Raw genomic sequence first — 20,557 nt, forward strand, 5'->3', positions numbered from 1 at the left:
CTAATTCCTTTCGTTAGCGTTTTTATAAACCCACTCTATGGATGAAAACCTGTTTATCTCTAGTCTTTCCAAGGTGTAGTCTATAATTAATCTTGTAATTTTATTATAATTTTCTGGTAGTTTTAAATTTTCTAAATCTTCTGATTTGGTATATAAAAGGGCTTTAAAGTAGGCAAATTCTTCCTTTGTCAAAAATATCCTATCTCGAACTAAGTTTTTATCCTCATCACAAAGCAAAGAAGCTTGGCTATTTGAGAAAAAAACTTCATTACTATTTACTTTTTTACCGCAAATCCCGCAAGTGCTCAAATTTGGTTTGAAACCTGAAAACGAAATATATTTTAATAAAAATGCCAAAAAAATATTTAATTGGTTACTACTTGCACTTTCAAAGGCTTCAAAAGTATTGTCTACTAGCTTATATACTGTTTCTATTTGAATTTGGTCAAGGGTTCTTAAAAGTAAATCTGCTATGGCTGACTTATAAAGGATAACATCAAAACTTTTATTTGACTTGCTATAGGATTTTATAAGGCTAGCTTCTTTTATCCCATAAAAGTCCTTGCCAGATTTATAAAGACTATAAGAAGCTTTTACAAATCTTTGGGTAACACCCATGGTTTTGCTTTTTTTACCGAGAGCACCCTTGGCTATTATAGAAATCCTGCCTAAATCTTTGCTAAAAACTTCTATAATTTTGCTGGTTTCTTTGTAGGCAAATTCTCTTAGGACAAAGCCTGTTATATCAGAAAGATCACTTGTAGCCAAACCTATCCACCAATTTTTCTTTTTTACGCCAGTCTTTTTCGACTTTGACCCAAAGTTTTAAGTTGACCTTGCTATCTAAAAAAGTTTCTATTTCTTTGCGGGCTTCGATACCAATTTGTTTTACCATGGATCCGCCCTTACCGATTACAATTTCTTTGTGAGAATTTTTCTCAACTATGATAGTAGCATCGATGTCAATTAGGTTTTTATTTTCTCTTTGCTTAAAGTTATCTATACGAACGGCAATCCCGTGTGGGACTTCCTGGCTTAGGTTATTTAAGGCCTTTTCACGTATGATTTCAGAAACAATAAACCTTTCTGACTTATCAGTGATCATATCCCTATCATAATAAGCTGGGCCTTCATCTAGCATTTCTTTTATGATCTCTAGATACTTATCGATATTATTATCTTCTAAGGCTGAGATGCCAATGATATGCTCAAACATATCCATATCCTTGTATTTTTCTCTGATTTGGTCAAATTCGACTTCACTTAATAAATCTATTTTGTTGATTAATAAAATTTTTGGAACGCGGATTCCCTTTAGCATTTCAATAATTTCATTATCAAGCCTACCTATTTCTAGAGAATTATCCACTATAAAGGTTACTATATCAGATTCTTTTAGTGAGTCCTCACTAAATTCAAAAAGTTTTTCTTGCAGCTTATTTTGTGGAGTTTGGATACCTGGTGTATCGATAAATATAATCTGGCTATCTTCGTCGTTATATATTATTTGTATTTTGTCTCTAGTTGTTTGAGGCTTGTTGGAAATGATAGAGATTTTTTCCCTTAAAATCTTTTCCATCAAGGTTGATTTACCAACATTGGCCCTACCAACAACTGATATAAATCCTGATTTCATTAATTTTTTAAATCCTTACTTGAAAAACCGTGAGGCAAAAGCTCATCGATGGTAAATATCTTGTAATCCTCTACGCTATTTGCTATCACAATTTTAGTTTCATTATCAGCAAATTCTTTTATAAACTGCCTGCACACTCCACAAGGGAATGTGTCTTGGCTATCTCCTGTTATTACAATATAGGCAAAGTCCTTTTCTCCTTCGCTAATTGCAGTGCTCATAGCTGATCTTTCTGCACAAAGGCAAGGAGAATAGGCAGCATTTTCTATATTTACTCCCTTATAGATAGCTCCTGTTTTTGTTTTTACAACACAGGATACCCTAAAATTTGAATAAGGTGAGTAGGAGTTTTTCTTATTTGCTATTGCTATATCAATTAAATTTTCTATTTCTTTCATGAAAATATCCCAAATATGGCCATGGCCATGGATGTACCAAGGATGGCCCCTCTAATTATTTCTGGTATGGAGTGGATGTCTGCCTCATACCTACTTTCTGCAACTATTAAGGCTAAGAGTAAGAATAATAATTTTACTAAAGGCTCATCACTTTGCATAACCCCAATGGTTGCTATGCAAAAAGAAAGAGATGTGTGCCCACTTACAAAACCACCTTTAAAGGCTGTCCCATGGCCCTCATAAAACACACCCTTTAGAAAAATTGTAACTACAATTGCCAATGATATGGTGATCACAGCTAGGTGGGATGGCTGTTTGCTTATCCTTACTATTACTGAATTATATATATCTATAAATTTGTCAAAAAATATCAAATAAGCTACAAACAGTGCATTAAGGGCAGATATAAAAACTGCAGCTGCAGCCAAATCCTTACTTGCTTTTGCAAAAGGAGAATACTTACCCCCACTTGCTAAGTTTACTGCTTGCTCTAAGGATGTGTTTAAAAGTTCAAAGCCCAGTACAAAACAAACTGCAAATACTAGGCTAATCATCTCAACTCTTGATAGATTAAAAAATAGGGAGGCTATTAAAAGAATGGCTAGAGCAAGTAAATGAAATTTCATATTTTTTTCATGGTTTATCGCCCAAACTAGGCCCTCATAGGCGTAGTCAAAGCCTTTTAGAAATTTTTGCCCATGAGATAACTCTTCTTTTTCAAAGTTTCTGTCATTTAATTTCTGCTGGGCAGCTTCCTTACGCTCTTCTTCTCTTTTCCACTCTTCTAAAACTTCTTTTTTTATCTCTTCTTTTAGGACTTCTCTTTCTGTTTTGTCAGTCATTTTTAAAGACTCCAAGGACTTTCATAACTTCTTTTTCTCTTGCTCGCATTTCCGATTTTTCATCTTCTTCCATGTGGTCATAACCTAGTAAATGAAGCATAGAATGGGCGGTAAGATACATAATTTCACGATCTAGAGAATGACCAAAATCTTTGGCTTGATCTCTTGCTACATCCATGCATATTACAATATCACCAAGCATAGTATCCACACCTTCTATAGAAAAGTCCTCATCCATAGGAAAAGATAGGACATCAGTTGGCCTATCTACATTCCTAAATTCTTTATTAAGCTTATGAATCTCATCCTTATCTACAAAAGTAATGGAAACTTCGTAATCTAAAGGCAGTCCTTCTGTTTCTAGGACTGTTTTTACAACACTTTCTAACTTTTCATCCATATCAATCTTTTGGTCTGTTTGATTTGCTATTATGAGATTCATATAATTTCCTTAGTTTTCTTTAGTTTCTGCTTCTTTTAATTTTCTTTCTTCTTCTCTTTTGGCATCTTCCTTGTCATAAGCATCTATAATTCTTTGAACAAGTGGGTGTCTTACCACATCTATTGATGAGAAGTTTTGAAATCCTATGCCCTTTACACTTTTTAAAATGCGTTCAGCAGTTCTTAGCCCACTATTTTTACCGCGTGGTAGGTCTACCTGGGTTTTATCTCCAGTGATAATAGCTTTTGATCCATAACCTAAACGGGTTAGGAACATTTTCATTTGTTCGCTAGTTGTATTTTGTGCCTCATCTAGGATTACAAAAGCATTATCTAAGGTACGACCTCTCATATAAGCTAAAGGAGCTACTTCAATCATGCCTTTTTCTACTAATCCTTGGTAGGTTTCAAAACCTAATATTTCAAAAAGTCCATCATAAAGTGGACGTAAATATGGGTCTACCTTATCTTGTAAGTCACCTGGTAAAAAACCTAAACTTTCCCCAGCTTCTACTGCAGGACGAGTTAGGATTATCCTATTTACCTCACCTTGCTTAAAGGCTCTTACAGCCATAGCAACAGCTAAATAAGTTTTACCAGTACCTGCTGGTCCTATACCAAAAACTACATCATTATTTTTTATCTTTTCAATGTAGGCTTGCTGGCCTAGGGTTTTTGGCTTGATTGGTTTACCAGTTGCAGTTGTGATTATTGAATCATCTAAAGCTTGCTTGATAAGGTCCTTGTTATCACGCTCTAGCATATCTGCATAGTATTTTATTTTTTGAAACTCGAGGATGCCATTTTTATCAACTTCATTTAAAAGCTCGATAATAAGTTCTTTGGCAAATTCTGTGTTAATTCCTTCTCCACTTACTTCTAGGCGATCTTCCTTAAGTTTAATCTTTGTATTAAAACGTTCTTCTATATATTTTCTATTCTTGTCAAAATTCCCAAATAAAATTCTTACATTTTCTGGGTTTTCAATTTGTATAGTTCTATTAATATCAATCCCTCCGATTGTTTTTTGTGTATTTATTATACCTTTTTTAGAATTTTTTTCTTTTAGCCAAAGGAGGGGCTAGGATTTCTGACATGAGGATGGCTTTTCTAAAACTTTCTTTGTTTTTTAGTGTAGATTTATAAGAGGCAACTTTGGCATGTTTTTCTGCATTTTTTTCATTTTTTCTTTTATAATGAACATCATTCTTGTATTCTTTCTTCTTCCTAGACTCTCTAAGCTCTCTTCTCTTTTTTTCTTCAAGCCTTCTCCTAAGGTCAGGGTTAATAGGGTCACCTTCCCTGCCCATAGCAGGATTTCCTTTGATACTTCCTCTTGTATTTACCTTGCCTTCATGGGATCTTTTATCCATTTGGCTTTGCTTTTTACTTTCTGGTCTAGGAAACTTCTCATCTACATCTTTGTTGTCAGAAAATTTTCTAAATACTGTTGGCTTTTTTTTACTCTCATAAGTAGTTTTTTTGTTTTTTTCCTGGTTTTCTTCTTCCATTTCCTCTAACTTTTTAAGAGTATCATTGGCCCATTCTTCAAATGACTTATATTTTGATTTTGAGTTTTTATTTCTTTTATTAAACATCATAATCACCAGAATCTACGTCTGATAAACTTTCGCGCATTTTTGTATCTGCGTTGATATTTTTCATATTGTAATAATCCATGATACCTAGGTTGCCGCTTTCAAAGGCATCGGCAATGGCTTTTGGAATTCTTGCTTCTGCTTCTACTACTTTTGCCTTGTTTTCTTGTTCTAGGGCAATAGCTTGGGCACGGCGTTCTTCTGCTTTGGCTTGGGCAATATTTTTATCTGCTTCTGCTTGGTCACGTTGTAGTTCTGCGCCGACATTTCTACCAACATCCACATCTGCTATATCAATTGATAAAATTTCGTAAGCTGTTCCAGAATCTAGTCCCTTTAGTAAAACTGTTTGGGAAATATTGTCTGGATTTTCTAAAACTTGGGCGTGGGATCCAGCTGAACCTACTGTTGTTACAATACCTTCACCAACTCTTGCTATGATTGTTTCTTCTCCTGCCCCACCAACTAATCTATCGATATTTGCCCTTACTGTTACTTTTGCAATTACTTTTACTTCTATACCATTTTTTGCAACTGCTGCGATAACTGGTGTATTAATTACTTTTGGTGTTACAGAAACTTGGACTGCTTCAAAAACGTTACGGCCAGCAAGGTCTATTGCCGCTGCTTGCTCAAATGGAAGTTCGATATTTGCTCTTTCTGCTGCAATTAGGGCATCTACAACTTGGTTGATGTTTCCTCCTGCAAGGTAGTGACTCTCTAAGTCTTCTGTTCTAATTGGTATGCCTGCTTGGTGAGATTTTATAAGTGCATTTACAATTACGTTTGGATTTAATCTTCTAAAACGCATAGCTACAAGGGATGCCATAGAGATATTTACTCCAGAAAACCTTGCTGTAATCCATAGTCCTATTGGTACCATGGTGAAAAACACTATCAGTACAATTATAATTATTGCTGGTCCTAAGAATTGCATACTTTCTCCTTTACTATTATGTGGCCATCTTTTATGGCAACTACTTCTACTTCTTTATCTTTCCCTATAAAATCGCTATCTGATTTTGCATCATACGCCAATCCATCTACTTCAATCCTACCAGTTGGCCTTAGTATGGTTTTAGTTAAACCGGTCTTTCCTAATAAGATGCTGTGATCATTTTTACTATTGTAGCCCCTTGCGGAGGAGTTTGTGTTTTTTAATACAAACTTATCAAAAAGATTTCTCTCAAAACCTAGTTTTACGTAAATAGTTACTGTAAGAACTATCGCTAAGGCACTTACAATTAGAATTAAAATACCCATTTGGCTATCAGCAAAGCTATCCATTACAGAATATATGGTTAGGATAATTCCTACTATGCCTATGACTCCAAAACTAGGAATAAATATTTCTAAAGCCAGTAAGGTAATACCCATTACAAAGGTTAAAATGGTCATATTATCTGCTACATTATAAATGGAATTTTGATAATAAAAAAATCCAAATAACAAGAGCGATACTATGCCAAAGAAAACCTTTTTATCTGTAAATAGTATTGAAATTACAGATATGACTGCAAGGACAAAGCTTAAAGCAATTATTAGATCATTTGCAAGCATAATTCCCGCCTTTCTTTTTCTCAACTCAATTATCTAATAAATTTGTTAAAATTGCAATAATTTAGACAAAAAAAGACCAGGTTTTCCTAGTCTTCTACAAGTTCTTTAAGTTGGCCTGTTAGTTTATAATCAATATTTTTAAGCTCTTTTATTGATCTAACTCCAAGTAAGGCCATTATAATTTTAATTTTTAGGTTTATTTCTTTTAAGAAACTTTCACAGGCTTCATAGCCTCCATGAAGCAAGTAATTTAATACTTCTCCAGACATAGCTGTCATGTCAGCGCCAATTATAATTGCCTTTACTATATCCATGGCAGTTTTTATTCCACCAGATGCAATTACAAAAATATCGTCTGATACACTTCTGGTGTCAATTATTGACTTGGCTGTTGGTATCCCCCAGCCATATAGATCAGAATAGTCTACTTCAAAGTCTCTTAAATCTTCTATTTCTATAAAGTTTGTTCCACCCTTACCGGCAACATCTATATATTTTACACCTGCATCTACAAGTTTTTTGGCAACTGGTTTTGATATACCAGATCCAGTTTCTTTTACAATTATTGGATATGGAAAATCATTTACAAGCTTAGTTATAAGACTTAGGGACGAATGATAAGAATTGTCTCCTTCTTTCATAACTAGCTCTTGGGCAAGGTTTAAATGCACCTGCATAGCTTGGGCTTCTATTAAATCTCTTGCAAATAAAAAATCATTAAATTCGCGTTCAAAACCCAAATTTCCTATCCTAAATAAATCTTCTTTATATTTTACAAGCTCAAAAGATTCACGCGACTCTTCATCAGTTATAGCAATAGATTCACTTCCAACTGCCATAGGAATATTTAAAGACTCACAAATAGATGATAAGTCTTCATTTATAGACACTGATGTGCTTCCACCACCAGTCATAGCATCTACCATAAGAGGCATAGAAATTTTTTTGCCCATAAACTCGATAGTAGTATCAATCTCATCGAGGGAAACATCAGATATGGCGTTATGCTCTATATAAACATTATCTAAAAGAGTGGATTCTCTTGATTTACTCCTTAAATAATTTTCTATATGGGCATCTTTTCTTTCACGTCTTTGACTATTCATCAGCTTTCTCCTCATTTGGTTCTTCTTTTAATGATTCATCTAGCATATCTTGGCTATGGTTCATATCTGGATCTTGGTTTGGCTCTACTTTCTCTTCTTTTTTGTAATTTACATTTTGAGTAGGGGCTGCTTTTTCTTTATTTTCTTCAATTGTCTTTGTTTGTGGCATAGGAGTTTCTTCTTTTTTCTCTTCTTCGCTATTTTTCTTATCTTCAAGTCCCCTATCAGATGATTCATCCTTTATTTCATCAAGATGATTGTATTCTTGGTAGCCAGAGTCTTCTTTTTTCCAATTTTCTAGCTTAAAACTTGAATAATATTCATCTACAATTTGCCAAGTTTTTTCATAATCTGGAATATAGTAGCTTGTTCCTTCTATGGTTTGTTCCATTCCAGGAACTATGTGGGTATCCATCTTATCGGATGAGAAATTATTGATATTTCCAGCTAAATCCATGATAGCTGTCATTGGCAGGTTAGTTTTTACATATTGTAAATAGTTGGTAATAAAGGTCATCAAATTCATATTTTTTGATTTTTTAACCATCTCATCTACCATGGCTTTTACAAAACCTTGCTGGGTATTTACCCTACCTATATCTCCGTTGTTGTAGATATTTCTAGTTCTTAAATACCACATTACTTCATTACCATCTAGGTGGTTTGGCCCTGGCTTTATTTGAACTTTTCCCTTATCAATGCTAACTCCTTCTGGCACATCATAGTCTACTCCACCTAGGGCATCGACAATATTTATCAGTGCTTGGTAATTTATTTGGACATAATAATCTATATCAAGGCCTAAAAAACTTCTTAGAGTTTGCATGGTAAGTTCTATCCCCCCATAGGCATGGGCGTGGTTTACCTTGTCAAATTTATCTCGGATTTTTATCCTGCTATCTCTTGGGATACTTAAAAGATCCATCGTCCCAGTTTTGGTGTCTGCTTTTAAAAGCATAATGGTATCTGTACGGGTAAAGTCGGTGTTGTCATCATCATCGCCGTTTTTATCTACCCCAACTAAGAGTATTAGGTATTGTCCATCTGCTGTCTTTACTGCGTTGTCATCATAATTTGGTATGTCTTTGTAGGTTAGTTCTTCTTGGTTGGCATTTATTCTATCAAGGATAAATTTTGTTCCAAAAAATCCTAAAAGCACAACCAAAAGGCTTATAAAAAATCTTTTTACTTTCATTAATTCTACTCTCCTAGTATCCTATTATACCAAGTTTTGTGTATTAAAAAAGAGAGATGTTACTCTCTCTTTTTTTCTTATAATTTTTCTGCTAATTCTTTTTGCTTTATAGCATCACGTGCCTGGCTCATCATTAGTTTAACACGGTTGATTTGGTTTACTTCACTAGCACCTGGGTCATAGTCTATGGCTACGATATTAGCCTCAGGATATTCTTCCCTAATTTTTTTCATAACACCTTTTCCTGTTATGTGGTTAGGTAGGCATCCAAATGGTTGGATACAAACTATATTTGGTGCATCTTGGTGGATTAGTTCTATCATCTCACCGGCTAGTAACCAACCTTCACCAGCTTGATTACCTAGGCTTGTTACTTCTTTAGCATATTCTACAATTTGGTCAATATATTCTGGTTCGTTAAATCTTTTTGATTCTTTTAAAGCTTTTCTAACTGGTTTTCTATATTGTTCTACAATGCTTATACCAATTTTACCAACTGTTGCTCCCATCTTACTTTTACCATAGAGGTCTGCTTTAAGCTCTGAGTTTTTCATGCAGTACATAAAGAAGTCTGTAAGGTCTGGAAGGATTACCTCTGCTCCTTCTGCTTCAAGAACTTTTTGTAGGTTATTGTTGGCTTCTGGTAAGAATTTTACAAGGATTTCCCCTACAATACCAGCTTTTGGAAGCTTGATATCTTTTACTGGCAAGTTATCAAAATCTTCTACAATTTCTCCTACAATTTTTTTGTATTCTTTGCTAGTCATAGTTGGAGCTTCTTTTTCAAGCCTTGCTATCCACTCTTCTTTTAACCTATCTGTAGCGCCTTTTTCTACTTCGTAAGGTCTAGTAGCATTGGCAACCCTATTTATTAAATCACCAAAGATTATTGCCCTAAATCCTCTTTTTAAAAATGGAATGGTAGATGGTTTTCTTAAATCAAGGCCTGAGTTTGTTTCTATACCTTGGGCAGAAATTGCAATTACAGGGATATCTGGATAGCCAGCATCTCTTAATCCTTTTCTGATATAGCCAACATAGTTACTAGCCCTACATGCTCCACCTGTTTGAGTCATTACTATGGCAAGCTTGTCTGGATCGTATCTACCAGAATTAACTGCTTCCATAAATTGTCCCACAACTGTGATTGATGGATAGCATGAGTCGTTATTTACATATTTTAAACCTTGGTCTAAGACTTTTTCATCTACTGTATCTAAAAATTCTACGTTCATACCATAGTGGTGGAATACTGGAGCAAGGATTCTAAAGTGTTCTCTGGCCATTTGTGGGGCAAGAATAGTATAGCCTTCTTCTACCATTTTTTTAGTAAATTCTGGTGTCGAATAATCTAGACGGTCTAGGTCTTTTTCAAATACAACACCTTCCATTTTCTTTTGGTTAAGGGCTTGGAGTAAAGACCTAATCCTGATTTTAACTGCACCAAGGTTTGAAACTTCATCTATTTTTAGTAATGTATAGATTTTTCCGTGAGCTTCTAATAAATCCTCTACTTGGTCAGTTGTTACTGCATCTAAGCCACAGCCAAAAGAGTTTAGTTGGATTAGCTGTAAGTTTGGATTATCTGCTACATATTCTGCTGCACGGTAGAGTCTAGCGTGGTAGGACCATTGGTCAAGCACACGAACTTTGCTACCTATATCCTCTATATTATAAGCAACTGCATCTTCTGAAATCACTGGAATTTTCATTCCTTCAATTAATTCTGGAATCCCGTGATTTACTTCAGGGTCGATATGGTAAGGACGTCCTGCTAGGACAATCGCATTTAGGTTGTTACGGTTTACATAATCAATTATTTCCTTACCGCGGATTCTTATTTGGTCGTGGTAGTCTTGGAGTTCATTCCAAGCTGCTGCTGTGGCATTTTTAATTTCTTTTTTTGTTAGTATATTGCCCTTATATTCATAGCCTTCAAACTCTTCTATAAGTCTTTTTGCTATAATTTTTTCACTTTCTAGAGATACATAAGGGTTCATATATCTTTTTCCAGATAATGATTCTACGTTATTTTTAATAACATCAGGATATCCTGAAACAACTGGGCAGTTCATATGGTTTTGGGCCTTGTCAAATTGCTTATATTCATAAAATACTGCCGGATAGAAAATTAAATCCAAGTCATCTCTTGCTGCCAAGTCTTCTATATGACCGTGAGCAAGTTTTGCAGGGTAGCAGGCAGTTTCTGATGAAATAGAAGAAATACCTTTTTCATACATTTTTCTATCAGATTTGCCTGATAATACTACATCAAAACCTAAAGATGTAAAGAATTTATGCCAGAATGGATAATCTTCGTACATGTTAAGAACTCTTGGCAGACCAACCTTACCCATACGAGCATCATCTCCTAGGGTTTTTCTATTAAATAATAAGTCGTTTTTAAACTTATACATGTTTAAGTCTGCTGCAGTCTCTTCTTTCTTTACTCCAGCTCCTCGTTCGCACCTATTACCTGTTACATAACGAGTACCATCTGGGAAAATATTAATGATAAGTGAGCAGTTATTTGTACATAGACCACATCTAGCATTTTTTTGCTTGTAGGTAAAGTTTTCTAATTCTTCTATGTTCGCTAGGCTTGATTGGCCAGTAGAATTGTCACGGGAAATAAGAGCCATACCCATAGCTCCCATTAGTCCTGCAATTTCTGGACGGGTTGTTTTTCTGCCTGTGATATTTTCAAAAGCTCTTAAAATTGCATCACCGTAGAAAGTTCCTCCTTGGACAACTATATTGTCACCAAGAGATTTTGGATCACGGACTTTGATTACCTTTTGGATAGCATTTTTAATTACTGAATAGCAAAGACCTGCTGCAATGTCAGCTACTTCTGATCCTTCTTTTTGTGCTTGTTTTACCTTTGAGTTCATAAAAACTGTACAACGGCTACCAAGGTCTGCTGGTTCTTTAGAAAACAGTGCTTTTTCTTGAAATTCTGCTGCAGACATACCTACACTTGCTGCAAAGGTTGATAAAAATGATCCGCAACCTGAAGAACAAGCTTCATTTAGCTGGATAGAATCTATTATCCCATCTCTTATGTGCATGGCTTTCATGTCTTGGCCACCAATGTCTAAAATAAAGTCTACATCCGGGTTAAAAAACTTAGCTGCTCTATAGTGGGCGATTGTTTCTACCTCACCATTGTCAATACTTAGGGCATTTTTTATAAAGTCTTCCCCATAGCCACAAATACCGGATGACGCTATATAAGCCTTAGGATTTTTCTTTGCGTAAGCATCTTTTAGCATATTTATAACAACTTCTAGAGGACGACCAAGATTCATTCTGTAGTCTTCGTGGATAATGTGGGCATCTTCTGTAATCCAAACCATCTTGCTAGTTGTAGATCCAGCATCAATTCCTACATATATTGGTCCCTCGTAAGTTGCTATATCATCATAAACTACTTCATCTGTTTTATGGTTTTTGACAAAATCTTCGTACTCTTCTTTGCTAGTAAATAGAGGTTCAAGTTTTTTTGTCATTTCCATATCTTCAGGTGCTTCTTTTTCTAGTTCTTTTATCAAATCACTGTATAAAACATAATCGTCACTTTCAGCTGATAGGATAGCTGCACCCTTGGCAACGTAAAGTTGGGCATCTTCTGGAGTTGTAAATGTATTTTCTTCCTCTCCTAAGGTTTCCACAAACCTATTTCTTAAGGCTGGTAAGAAGTGAAGAGGGCCACCTAAAAATGTAACATTACCGCGAATAGGTCTTCCACAAGCAAGGTTTGAAATAGTTTGGTTAACAACTGATTGGAAAACAGAAACCGCAATGTCTTCACGGCTTGCTCCTTGGTTCATCAGAGCTTGGATGTCAGTTTTTGCAAAAACACCACAACGGCTAGCAATTGGATAGATTTTTTTGTAATTTTTAGATAAGTCATTTAGGCCAGAAGCATCGGTATCTAAAAGCGCAGCCATTTGATCAATAAAGGCTCCCGTACCACCTGCACAGATAGAGTTCATCCTTTGTTCAACTGACCCTGATAAATATGTAATCTTAGAATCTTCTCCACCTAGCTCAATTACAACATCTGTTTCTGGAACAAATTTTCTAATGGCAGCAGTTTCTGCAATAACCTCTTGGACAAAGTTGATGCCCATATATTTTTCAAGGAACATCCCACCAGATCCAGTTACATTTATAGTTATATAGTCATCCTTAAACTGGTCATAGGCTTCCTTTAAAACAGCCTTTACAGTTTCTTTAACATCTGATTTATGTCTTCTATATACTTGATAGATGGTATTAAAATTTTCATCTGTAATGACAATTTTTACAGTAGTAGACCCAACATCAAGTCCCATATGTAAGTTCATATAACGCCTTTCTTTCTAAAATTTATATTTTAAAATTTATTTATAAAATAAATTTGTCTTTTATCATCTAATACTTATATTTTACCACTTTTAAAAGTTTAATCACAAGTGGAAAACTAGGGATTGGTCTATTTATTTTTAGTTATAATTTAGTTATTTTTATATTTTATAATCCACTTATAGAAAGGCGGAAAATAATGAAAAATATAATTCAAACTAATAATTTAAGTAAAGAATACAGAAAATTTAAAGCTCTTGATAATGTTTCAATCAATGTGGAAGAAGGAAAGGTATATGGTCTTTTAGGACCAAATGGTGCCGGAAAGTCCACTTTATTAAAACTTATAACCCAAGTAATAAAACCAAGTTCTGGTCAAATTATTTATAAAGGACATCAAATTTTTCAAAATGACTTAGCAGAGATAGGTTCTATCATTGAAAATCCAGCTATCTACCCAAACTTAACAGCAGTTGAAAATTTAAGAGTTTTAACTACCCTTTTAAATATCAATGAAGATAGGATAGAAGAAGTTCTTGCTACAGTAAATCTCACAAATACTGGAAATAAACTGGCCCGCGAATTTTCTTTAGGTATGAAACAAAGGCTAGGTATTGCTATGGCTCTTATTAACAATCCAAAACTTTTAATCCTAGATGAGCCTACAAATGGACTAGACCCAATGGGTATAGCGGAGCTTAGAGAACTTATAAAATCTTTCACAAATAATGGAATTACAGTCTTAATTTCTAGTCATATCCTAAGTGAAGTTGACCAAGTAGCAGATAAGGTTGGCATAATAGTAAATGGAAAACTAGCCTACGAAGGCCAAAATGATAAGGGCAGCGCACACTTAGAAAATTTATTTATGGATATTGTAAAAAGGGAAGGTTTTTAATATGGTAAATATTTTAAAAGCTGAACTTATAAAAGAAAAAAGATCTGCAAATTTTAAATTACTCCTAATAGTTCCTATAGGATTTTTGATATTTAACCTAATAATGGGTAGTTTGATGGCACCAGATCCAGAAGGTAAGAGCTATCTAATAGCAACCACCTTTAACTGGTTTCCCATACTAATCCTACCTATAATAATCAGCCTGCTTACTACAAATATATTAAACAAAGAAAAACAAGGTCAGTTAAATTTACAAAAAAGTTTGGGCTTAGATAATAAGAAAATAAAGCTTGCCAAAGCCCTAGTAGTTATCCTAGAACTTTTTGTAATAATACTCCTATCATCTCTTATAACCTATCTAATAGGTGGATTACTCTTAGGAAAAAATATAAGTTTAGGTCTAGTATTTAAGGCTGGATTAGTTTTATTTGCCGGATCTCTAGCTATTGTTGGTTTTTCATTTTTACTGATGAGTTTTGTTAATAAAAGCTTTGTAGTTATTATCTTAAACTTTATCATGTCACTAATTTCACCAATCCTTGCTACTAGTAATATGTGGAAATTTTATCCTCACTCCTATAGTTTAAGGATGCTAGCTCCTGTTATCGGAGTCCATCCCAACGGAACTTTTTTAGAAAAAGGATCAAAATTATGGAATGCCCAAGTGATACCTATAGCTATCGTTTTAAGTTTTGTAATTTTCGCTATTTTTATAGCCTTATCTTTGCTTAGAAAGGATAAAGAAAATGCTTAATATAATAAAATCAAACTGGTTGAGAACGAAAAGAGAGCCTGTAAGATGGGTCTTATTTTTAGCACCCATCTTATATAGCCTTTTATTTTCTATATATGTATATGGACCTAATAGTATAACGGGATTTGAAGTCTATGGATTTTATATAGGGCTTGCAATCTTATCAACTTTTTCTTTAAGTTTTTTTGTTCCAATGGTCTATGAGGCAGACAAGAAAGCTAGCTATTATTTAAATGATATAAGATTTGCCATAAGCCGTAAAAAATCCTTTGTAGGAAAGTTTTTGCTAATTAGCATTTTATATGCTTTAATAATTTTAATAGCTATCCTAATCTTCTTATTATTTTGGATATTAATAAAAAATAAGCCAGCAAATTTTAGTGAAATCATTACTATAATCTCTGTTCTATTTTTTACCTTATTGCCCTTACTAGCTATCTATCAAGCCCTAAATTTAAAATTTGGACAAACTGGATCAATTCTTGCAGGAGTTTTTATAACTTTAGCTGCAATCTTATTAGGAACGACCGGGCTTGGAAGTCTTATCTGGAGATACTTGCCTTTTGTATGGCCTGTAAAGTTATTATATTTACTAGCACAAGCAAACATTAGCTTAAAGATATCTTGGATATATATTGGCCTTAGTCTTGTTATTACAATTATATGCCTATATTTAACATCAGGTTTTTTTAAAAACTGGGATGTTTATCAAAAAACGGAGGATTAGATGAAAATCTTACTAATCGATGATGACATTGACCTTACTAGGTTGATAAAAAACACTCTCAAAAAAGAATATGAAGTTGATATCTTTAATGATGCATCGATTGTTGATCCAAACATCTTTAATAGATATGATTTAATAATTTTAGATATTATGATGCCCAATATGGATGGATTTGATTTTTTAGAAAAATATAGGGATATGATCGATGTCCCTATTTTACTTTTAACAGCTAAAGATTTTGAAAACGACAAATTAGAAGGATTTGCCCTTGGTGCTGATGACTACATTACAAAGCCATTTTCAATAAAGGAATTGCGAGCAAGGGTAGGAGCGCATATAAGACGAGAAAAAAGAGAAAAACATAATCGCCTGCTAGATTTTCCTGTTTCTTGTGATTTACTAGCAAAAAAATTTTACTGCTACGAAGATGAAATACATCTAACAAAAAGTGAGTATGACATATGCCAGTTACTTATAAAAAATAAAGGACAAGTTTTTACAAAAGAAAATATTTATACCTCTGTCTATGGCTATGATGCTGATGGTGATAGTCAAACTTCAATAACCGAACGCATAAAACTAATTAGAAATAAATTTGGAAAATACAAGGTAAACCCTATAAAAACTATTTGGGGAGTGGGATATAAATGGGAAATAGAAAATCTTTAGGTAGACTTATAACAAAATATGCAGTTTTTGAGATAATTTATACTTTTTTTATATTTATTTTTTCTATTCTTTGCATAACTTTATTAATAAGAAAGGGATATATTTATCCTGCAAATTATGCAGAGGTGAATATTTCAAAAGTAGAAGAAAGTTTTGAAAAAGATAACTTTACTCCTAAAAACATCCCCTTTTATTTTGATTATAAATATCTAAAAAATGGAGAAATAGTAGCAAATACTATTGATAATAAATATAAAGACTATGTAGACCAAGCAGAAAAAACGGGATTAGCAAATTCAAACTTGCCTTTTAATAATAAATATTTTAAAAAACTGACCAAAGATAGTGAAACATTGATTTTATCCTACCAAATATCCCCTATCTTAGCATCAGAAAAGGCATATCATAAAATAAATAATATAGAACTTCTTTATATTTTTCTATCATTTATAATCTGGCTTATAGGATTTATTATTTTAGTTAGAAAATCGATAAAAATTATAAAAAATGAAATAGAAAAAATTTCAAAAACCAACCAGAAAATTAAAAATATGAATCTAGATTTTAAATCAGAAGATTCCAAATATATAGAAATTGCTGGAGTGCTAGATTCCTTAGATGCCATGGCCATAGATTTAAAAAAATCCTTAAATGATCAATGGCATATAGAAAAAAATCAAAAATATCTAATAGAAGCAATAACCCACGATATTCGCACACCTATTACCCTAATAAAAGGCAATACGGAGCTTTTAAAAGAAGAAAGCAGCCCTGACCAATTAGAATATATAAATGATATAGAAACTGGTATAGAGCGCTTAGATATTTATATTGAAAAGCTAACCAATTTTTCTAAAAATATGATAAATAATCCTCAATTAGTAGATGAAAATGCAATTAATTATTGGATAAACATTGCAAGTTCTATATGTAAGAATGCAAATATAAATCTAATAGTTACAAAATTGGAGCCATCAACAATAAAATTGGATAAAGAACAAATAGCAGTAGCTATTCAAAATATAATAGTAAATGCTACAGAGAATAGTCCTAAAGATAGCAGCATTTATATAACATTTGAAAACAAAGAAAATTTCTACCAAATAACAATAAAAGACCAAGGCGCAGGTTTTAAACAAGAAATCCTAAACCAAGCTCCTAAAAAATATCTAACCACAAAAAAAGATAAAACAAACCACGGACTTGGTTTGGCTATGGTAGATGAGCTTCTAAAAATCAATAATGGAGAACTCAAATTGGGTAATTACCATAACAACGATAATAGCGGAGCACTGATAAGAATGATTTTTTATAAAATAAATAAATAGTAGCTAAAAATTTAGTATAATAAAAAAAAGAGCCCAGAGGCTCTTTTTTATCTTGCTCTCATTTCCTTAACAAGACCTGATATAAATTTAAAATTAGGATCTTTTGAGTCTCTTGCTAGGTCAAATAGGAGAGTTTCTGTTTCTGTTCTTACTGCACCCATTTCTCTTAATGTTTTAAGAGCCTCTTCTTTTTGGTTTTCTTTAAAGCTTGCTAGGGCATCTTTTGCTAAAAATACATCTATACCTAGATTTAATAGGCTTCTTGTTGTTTGGTAAACACAGATATGAGCCTCCGCCCCTGCTATTACTACTTTTTTGATATTATTTTTTTCAATAAAGTCTAACACTTCTGGGATTGCAGCATCAAAGATAGTTTTTTCAAAAATATTTTTTTGATCTATTAAATCTAGGATTCTCTCATCTGTAGATCCCAAACCTTTTGGATATTGCTCTGTTGCAAGGATTGGCATATCGTACTTTTCAAAGGCTTTGATTAAAGCTATAGTATTTAGTACTGTTTCTTCTCCACCTTCTAGAGCATTCATTAGTCTTGGCTGCTCATCAACTATTAGTAAAAGAGTATTTTCTTTTTTGCTATAAATCTTTGTATCTTCATCAAAAGTATTTATAAAATATTTGTCATCTAATTTTCTTTCCATAAGTTCCTTTCTATTTAAATTTAAACTTCTTTTAAGTAAATATCGCCACATGCCTTTGGTGATATTCTTTTTTCAATTGAATCTATCCTAATTATAGCTGTCTTGTCAAAGTTATCAAAGTCAACAAACTGAATTTTATCAGCTATGTTTATCCCCATTGATTCGCAGTAGGTTAACAAATCTTTGTCATCCCTAATTCTTCTGATTATATATGATTTACCGGGAATTGCCTCACTCATTTTAAATAGGTCTTTGGGAGTTTCTTCATTGTTTATAAAAATTATCGATCCATGTGGACAGTAGTCCGGATACCCTAAATAAGCATTTAATTTTTCTAAAAGAGATTCATTGGTAACTGATTGTAGGTCACTTGCAATGGGATGCACTTCTTTCCATGAAAATTTAAGCTCTTTTTCTAAAAAATATTCCCATAGTCTATGTTTGGAGAGTAATTTTTTGGTGTATTTTATACCCTTGTCTGTAAGAATATTATCTTTGTCATCGCTTACCAGACCTTCTTTTTTCAATTTTTTTAGCATTTCAGTTACAGAAGAAGGAGCCAGATCTAAATGTGTGCTAATTAATTTATTAGTAACCTTCTCAGATTCTCCCATTAATTTAAATATTGTTATTAGATATTCGTCTTTTTGTGGATTTAAAGTTCTCATTTACTACCATGTCCTTACTAGCATTAACTTTCTTGTTAAGTTTGTTAACAATAGTATACTTCTTTATGCTTAGTAGGACTAGATAGACTAACATATTTACAGCAGCTACAGTACCTGCTATAGATACATTTAAACTTAATGCTAAATAAAATCCTATTGCTGCGTTTATGCTTCCAATAAGGCTGCTGAATATTAGAGTTTGCTTTAATGTTTTACTAAATAAAAGAGCAGTTGAGCTTGGTCCTATAAAAAAGGAGATGACAAGTATAGCCCCAACACTAGTAAAGGATGTCACTGCAGATACTGATGTAAATGCCATCAACATATAAAATATAAGTGTAGTAGGCACTCCAATCAAATATGCAAATTCTGAATCAAAAGTTGAAATTTGTAATTTTTTAAATTGGGATATTATAAAAATTAATATAACTATAAGTAAAATTACTTGATAAAAAATCGCCTGTGTTAACTTAAATCCTAATATATCTATTTTTACTAAGGATGCAAATAATACTTCTCCATCTAAAACCATATCTGAATCCAAATGAACATTTCTAAAAAATATATTTATCAAAATAATCGCAACAGAAAATAGTATTGGAAATACTACGCCAATTGCTTCATCATGTTTACTCACACCTTTTGAACCTAGAAATTCAACCAGAAATACTGTGAGAAATCCCATAGCCGATGCACCTAATATCAAAAAAGGAGATGATAAGTCCGGTATTATAAAAAAAGCCAAAACTATACCTAGTAATACTGTATGGCTAATCGCATCTGTGAGCATTGATACTCTTCTAAGCACTAGGAAAGCGCCTAATAAAGAGCAAGATATGGATGTTAATATTAATAGTAATAGAGATATTATCATTTTGTATCAGCTCCTTTTAATAAAGTTTTACCTATTGTTACTATAACAAAAATTAGCCCTTGAAAAATTATTATTGATGGACCTGTAGAAAAACCCTTGTATGTGGTGGATACCATGCTACCCAAAACGGATGTTATTATTGAAAATAATGCTGACAATCCGATAACTTTTAAGAAGCTATTACCGATTTTTTTTGCTGTAACTATAGGAATAATTAATAGTGAACTAATTAGAATTACTCCTACAGCTTTAATTCCAACTCCAATTACTAATATAGTCAAAAACAATAGTAGATAATCTAGGAATTTCGTATTAATCCCGATTTGATTCGCAAATTGTCTATCAAACAAATAACACTTTATGTCCCTATAGAAAATTATCATTATTCCGAGGCATAATAGAAAGGCTATCAATATCAAAAAAATATCAGCCTCTCTTAGATATGCAGCCTGACCAAAAATATATTTATCCAGTCCAGCCTTACTTGCATTGGCAAAGGAAGGATTAGCTTGGATATAGGATTTTAAAAGCAAACCCAATCCAAAGAAACCAGATAAGTAAATCGCCATATTAGCATCCGCACCTACTTTCGAATTTTTATTTGAGTAATCTATCAAAAAATAACTTATTGTTGCACTTATTACAGATCCAAAAAGGAGAGTAGTAGGATCTTTTTTGGAAGTTAGCATAAAGGCTATTATGATACCTGGTAAAGTAGAATGACCTAGGGCATCCCCTATTAGTGATTGATTCTTGTAAATATTAATAGTTCCAATAAGAGATGATGCTAAAGCTAGAAGAGTGATTCCCACTACAACTATTTGAAAGGAATATAGCTTAAATAGATCAATCAT

At 33.1% G+C, this 20,557-nt stretch carries 21 protein-coding genes; 5 read left to right on the top strand and 16 right to left on the bottom strand.

The window, feature by feature from the left end; all coding sequences use genetic code 11:
- The 12 genes from recO to ACCQ40_RS00910 all read right to left on the bottom strand — a co-directional run bounded on the left by recO (position 1) and on the right by ACCQ40_RS00910 (position 13,128).
- A complete protein-coding gene (recO, locus tag ACCQ40_RS00855; protein WP_410032221.1) occupies positions 1 to 768 on the bottom strand; it encodes a DNA repair protein RecO in 768 nt (255 codons plus the stop codon).
- Positions 755 to 1,636 carry a GTPase Era gene (gene era, locus ACCQ40_RS00860; RefSeq protein ID WP_410032222.1) on the bottom strand — a complete coding sequence of 294 codons (882 nt, stop codon included), beginning with the start codon at positions 1,634 to 1,636 and terminating at the stop codon, positions 755 to 757. The genes recO and era overlap by 14 nt, the downstream gene beginning before the upstream one ends.
- Complete coding sequence (gene cdd, locus ACCQ40_RS00865; RefSeq protein WP_410032223.1) at positions 1,636 to 2,034, bottom strand: cytidine deaminase; 399 nt, start codon at positions 2,032 to 2,034, stop codon at positions 1,636 to 1,638. The genes era and cdd overlap by 1 nt, the downstream gene beginning before the upstream one ends.
- Positions 2,031 to 2,876 (bottom strand): diacylglycerol kinase, encoded by an 846-nt coding sequence (locus ACCQ40_RS00870; protein ID WP_410032224.1) that lies wholly within the window; start codon positions 2,874 to 2,876, stop codon positions 2,031 to 2,033. The genes cdd and ACCQ40_RS00870 overlap by 4 nt, the downstream gene beginning before the upstream one ends.
- Positions 2,869 to 3,318 (bottom strand): rRNA maturation RNase YbeY, encoded by a 450-nt coding sequence (gene ybeY, locus ACCQ40_RS00875; protein WP_394010590.1) that lies wholly within the window; start codon positions 3,316 to 3,318, stop codon positions 2,869 to 2,871. Before ybeY ends, ACCQ40_RS00870 begins: the two co-directional genes overlap by 8 nt.
- 9 nt (positions 3,319 to 3,327) lie before the next feature.
- Positions 3,328 to 4,329: a PhoH family protein gene (locus ACCQ40_RS00880; RefSeq protein WP_410032453.1), complete on the bottom strand. Its 1,002-nt coding sequence runs from the start codon at positions 4,327 to 4,329 to the stop codon at positions 3,328 to 3,330.
- A 37-nt stretch (positions 4,330 to 4,366) separates the two neighbouring features.
- Positions 4,367 to 4,918, bottom strand: coding sequence for a hypothetical protein (locus ACCQ40_RS00885; protein ID WP_410032225.1), 552 nt, complete (start codon positions 4,916 to 4,918; stop codon positions 4,367 to 4,369).
- Positions 4,908 to 5,852 carry a flotillin-like protein FloA gene (gene floA / locus ACCQ40_RS00890; RefSeq protein ID WP_410032226.1) on the bottom strand — a complete coding sequence of 315 codons (945 nt, stop codon included), beginning with the start codon at positions 5,850 to 5,852 and terminating at the stop codon, positions 4,908 to 4,910. Before floA ends, ACCQ40_RS00885 begins: the two co-directional genes overlap by 11 nt.
- Positions 5,840 to 6,475 carry an NfeD family protein gene (locus ACCQ40_RS00895; protein ID WP_410032227.1) on the bottom strand — a complete coding sequence of 212 codons (636 nt, stop codon included), beginning with the start codon at positions 6,473 to 6,475 and terminating at the stop codon, positions 5,840 to 5,842. The genes floA and ACCQ40_RS00895 overlap by 13 nt, the downstream gene beginning before the upstream one ends.
- Before the next feature lie 86 nt (positions 6,476 to 6,561).
- Positions 6,562 to 7,581: a type 2 isopentenyl-diphosphate Delta-isomerase gene (gene fni, locus ACCQ40_RS00900; RefSeq protein ID WP_410032228.1), complete on the bottom strand. Its 1,020-nt coding sequence runs from the start codon at positions 7,579 to 7,581 to the stop codon at positions 6,562 to 6,564.
- Positions 7,574 to 8,776 carry an LCP family protein gene (locus tag ACCQ40_RS00905; RefSeq protein ID WP_410032229.1) on the bottom strand — a complete coding sequence of 401 codons (1,203 nt, stop codon included), beginning with the start codon at positions 8,774 to 8,776 and terminating at the stop codon, positions 7,574 to 7,576. The genes fni and ACCQ40_RS00905 overlap by 8 nt, the downstream gene beginning before the upstream one ends.
- 77 nt (positions 8,777 to 8,853) lie before the next feature.
- Positions 8,854 to 13,128 carry an acyl-CoA dehydratase activase-related protein gene (locus tag ACCQ40_RS00910; protein ID WP_410032230.1) on the bottom strand — a complete coding sequence of 1,425 codons (4,275 nt, stop codon included), beginning with the start codon at positions 13,126 to 13,128 and terminating at the stop codon, positions 8,854 to 8,856.
- Positions 13,129 to 13,325: 197 nt separating this feature from the next.
- Between ACCQ40_RS00910 and ACCQ40_RS00915 the strand changes: the two genes are divergently transcribed.
- Genes ACCQ40_RS00915 through ACCQ40_RS00935 form a run of 5 tightly spaced genes read left to right on the top strand, consistent with a single transcriptional unit; the run spans position 13,326 to position 17,502 of the window.
- Positions 13,326 to 14,024, top strand: coding sequence for a lantibiotic protection ABC transporter ATP-binding subunit (locus ACCQ40_RS00915; RefSeq protein WP_410032231.1), 699 nt, complete (start codon positions 13,326 to 13,328; stop codon positions 14,022 to 14,024).
- 1 nt (position 14,025) lies between these two features.
- Positions 14,026 to 14,778, top strand: a complete 753-nt coding sequence (locus tag ACCQ40_RS00920) for a lantibiotic immunity ABC transporter MutE/EpiE family permease subunit (RefSeq protein WP_410032232.1) — start codon at positions 14,026 to 14,028, stop codon at positions 14,776 to 14,778.
- Entirely contained in the window at positions 14,771 to 15,505 is a 735-nt protein-coding gene (locus tag ACCQ40_RS00925) for an ABC-2 family transporter permease (protein WP_410032233.1), read from the top strand. The genes ACCQ40_RS00920 and ACCQ40_RS00925 overlap by 8 nt, the downstream gene beginning before the upstream one ends.
- Entirely contained in the window at positions 15,506 to 16,174 is a 669-nt protein-coding gene (locus ACCQ40_RS00930; protein ID WP_410032234.1) for a response regulator transcription factor, read from the top strand.
- Entirely contained in the window at positions 16,153 to 17,502 is a 1,350-nt protein-coding gene (locus ACCQ40_RS00935; RefSeq protein ID WP_410032235.1) for a sensor histidine kinase, read from the top strand. Before ACCQ40_RS00930 ends, ACCQ40_RS00935 begins: the two co-directional genes overlap by 22 nt.
- Positions 17,503 to 17,549: 47 nt before the next feature.
- Here the strand turns inward: ACCQ40_RS00935 and ACCQ40_RS00940 are convergent, their stop codons facing one another.
- The 4 genes from ACCQ40_RS00940 to ACCQ40_RS00955 are packed head-to-tail and all read right to left on the bottom strand — an operon-like array spanning position 17,550 to position 20,557.
- Positions 17,550 to 18,161: an isochorismatase family protein gene (locus tag ACCQ40_RS00940; RefSeq protein WP_410032236.1), complete on the bottom strand. Its 612-nt coding sequence runs from the start codon at positions 18,159 to 18,161 to the stop codon at positions 17,550 to 17,552.
- 20 nt (positions 18,162 to 18,181) lie between these two features.
- Positions 18,182 to 18,829 (bottom strand): metal-dependent transcriptional regulator, encoded by a 648-nt coding sequence (locus tag ACCQ40_RS00945; protein WP_410032237.1) that lies wholly within the window; start codon positions 18,827 to 18,829, stop codon positions 18,182 to 18,184.
- Positions 18,780 to 19,703 carry a metal ABC transporter permease gene (locus ACCQ40_RS00950; RefSeq protein WP_410032238.1) on the bottom strand — a complete coding sequence of 308 codons (924 nt, stop codon included), beginning with the start codon at positions 19,701 to 19,703 and terminating at the stop codon, positions 18,780 to 18,782. Before ACCQ40_RS00950 ends, ACCQ40_RS00945 begins: the two co-directional genes overlap by 50 nt.
- Complete coding sequence (locus ACCQ40_RS00955; protein ID WP_410032239.1) at positions 19,700 to 20,557, bottom strand: metal ABC transporter permease; 858 nt, start codon at positions 20,555 to 20,557, stop codon at positions 19,700 to 19,702. The genes ACCQ40_RS00950 and ACCQ40_RS00955 overlap by 4 nt, the downstream gene beginning before the upstream one ends.

It is taken from the genome of Anaerococcus cruorum (assembly GCF_046365495.1).
Classification (GTDB): domain Bacteria; phylum Bacillota; class Clostridia; order Tissierellales; family Peptoniphilaceae; genus Anaerococcus; species Anaerococcus cruorum.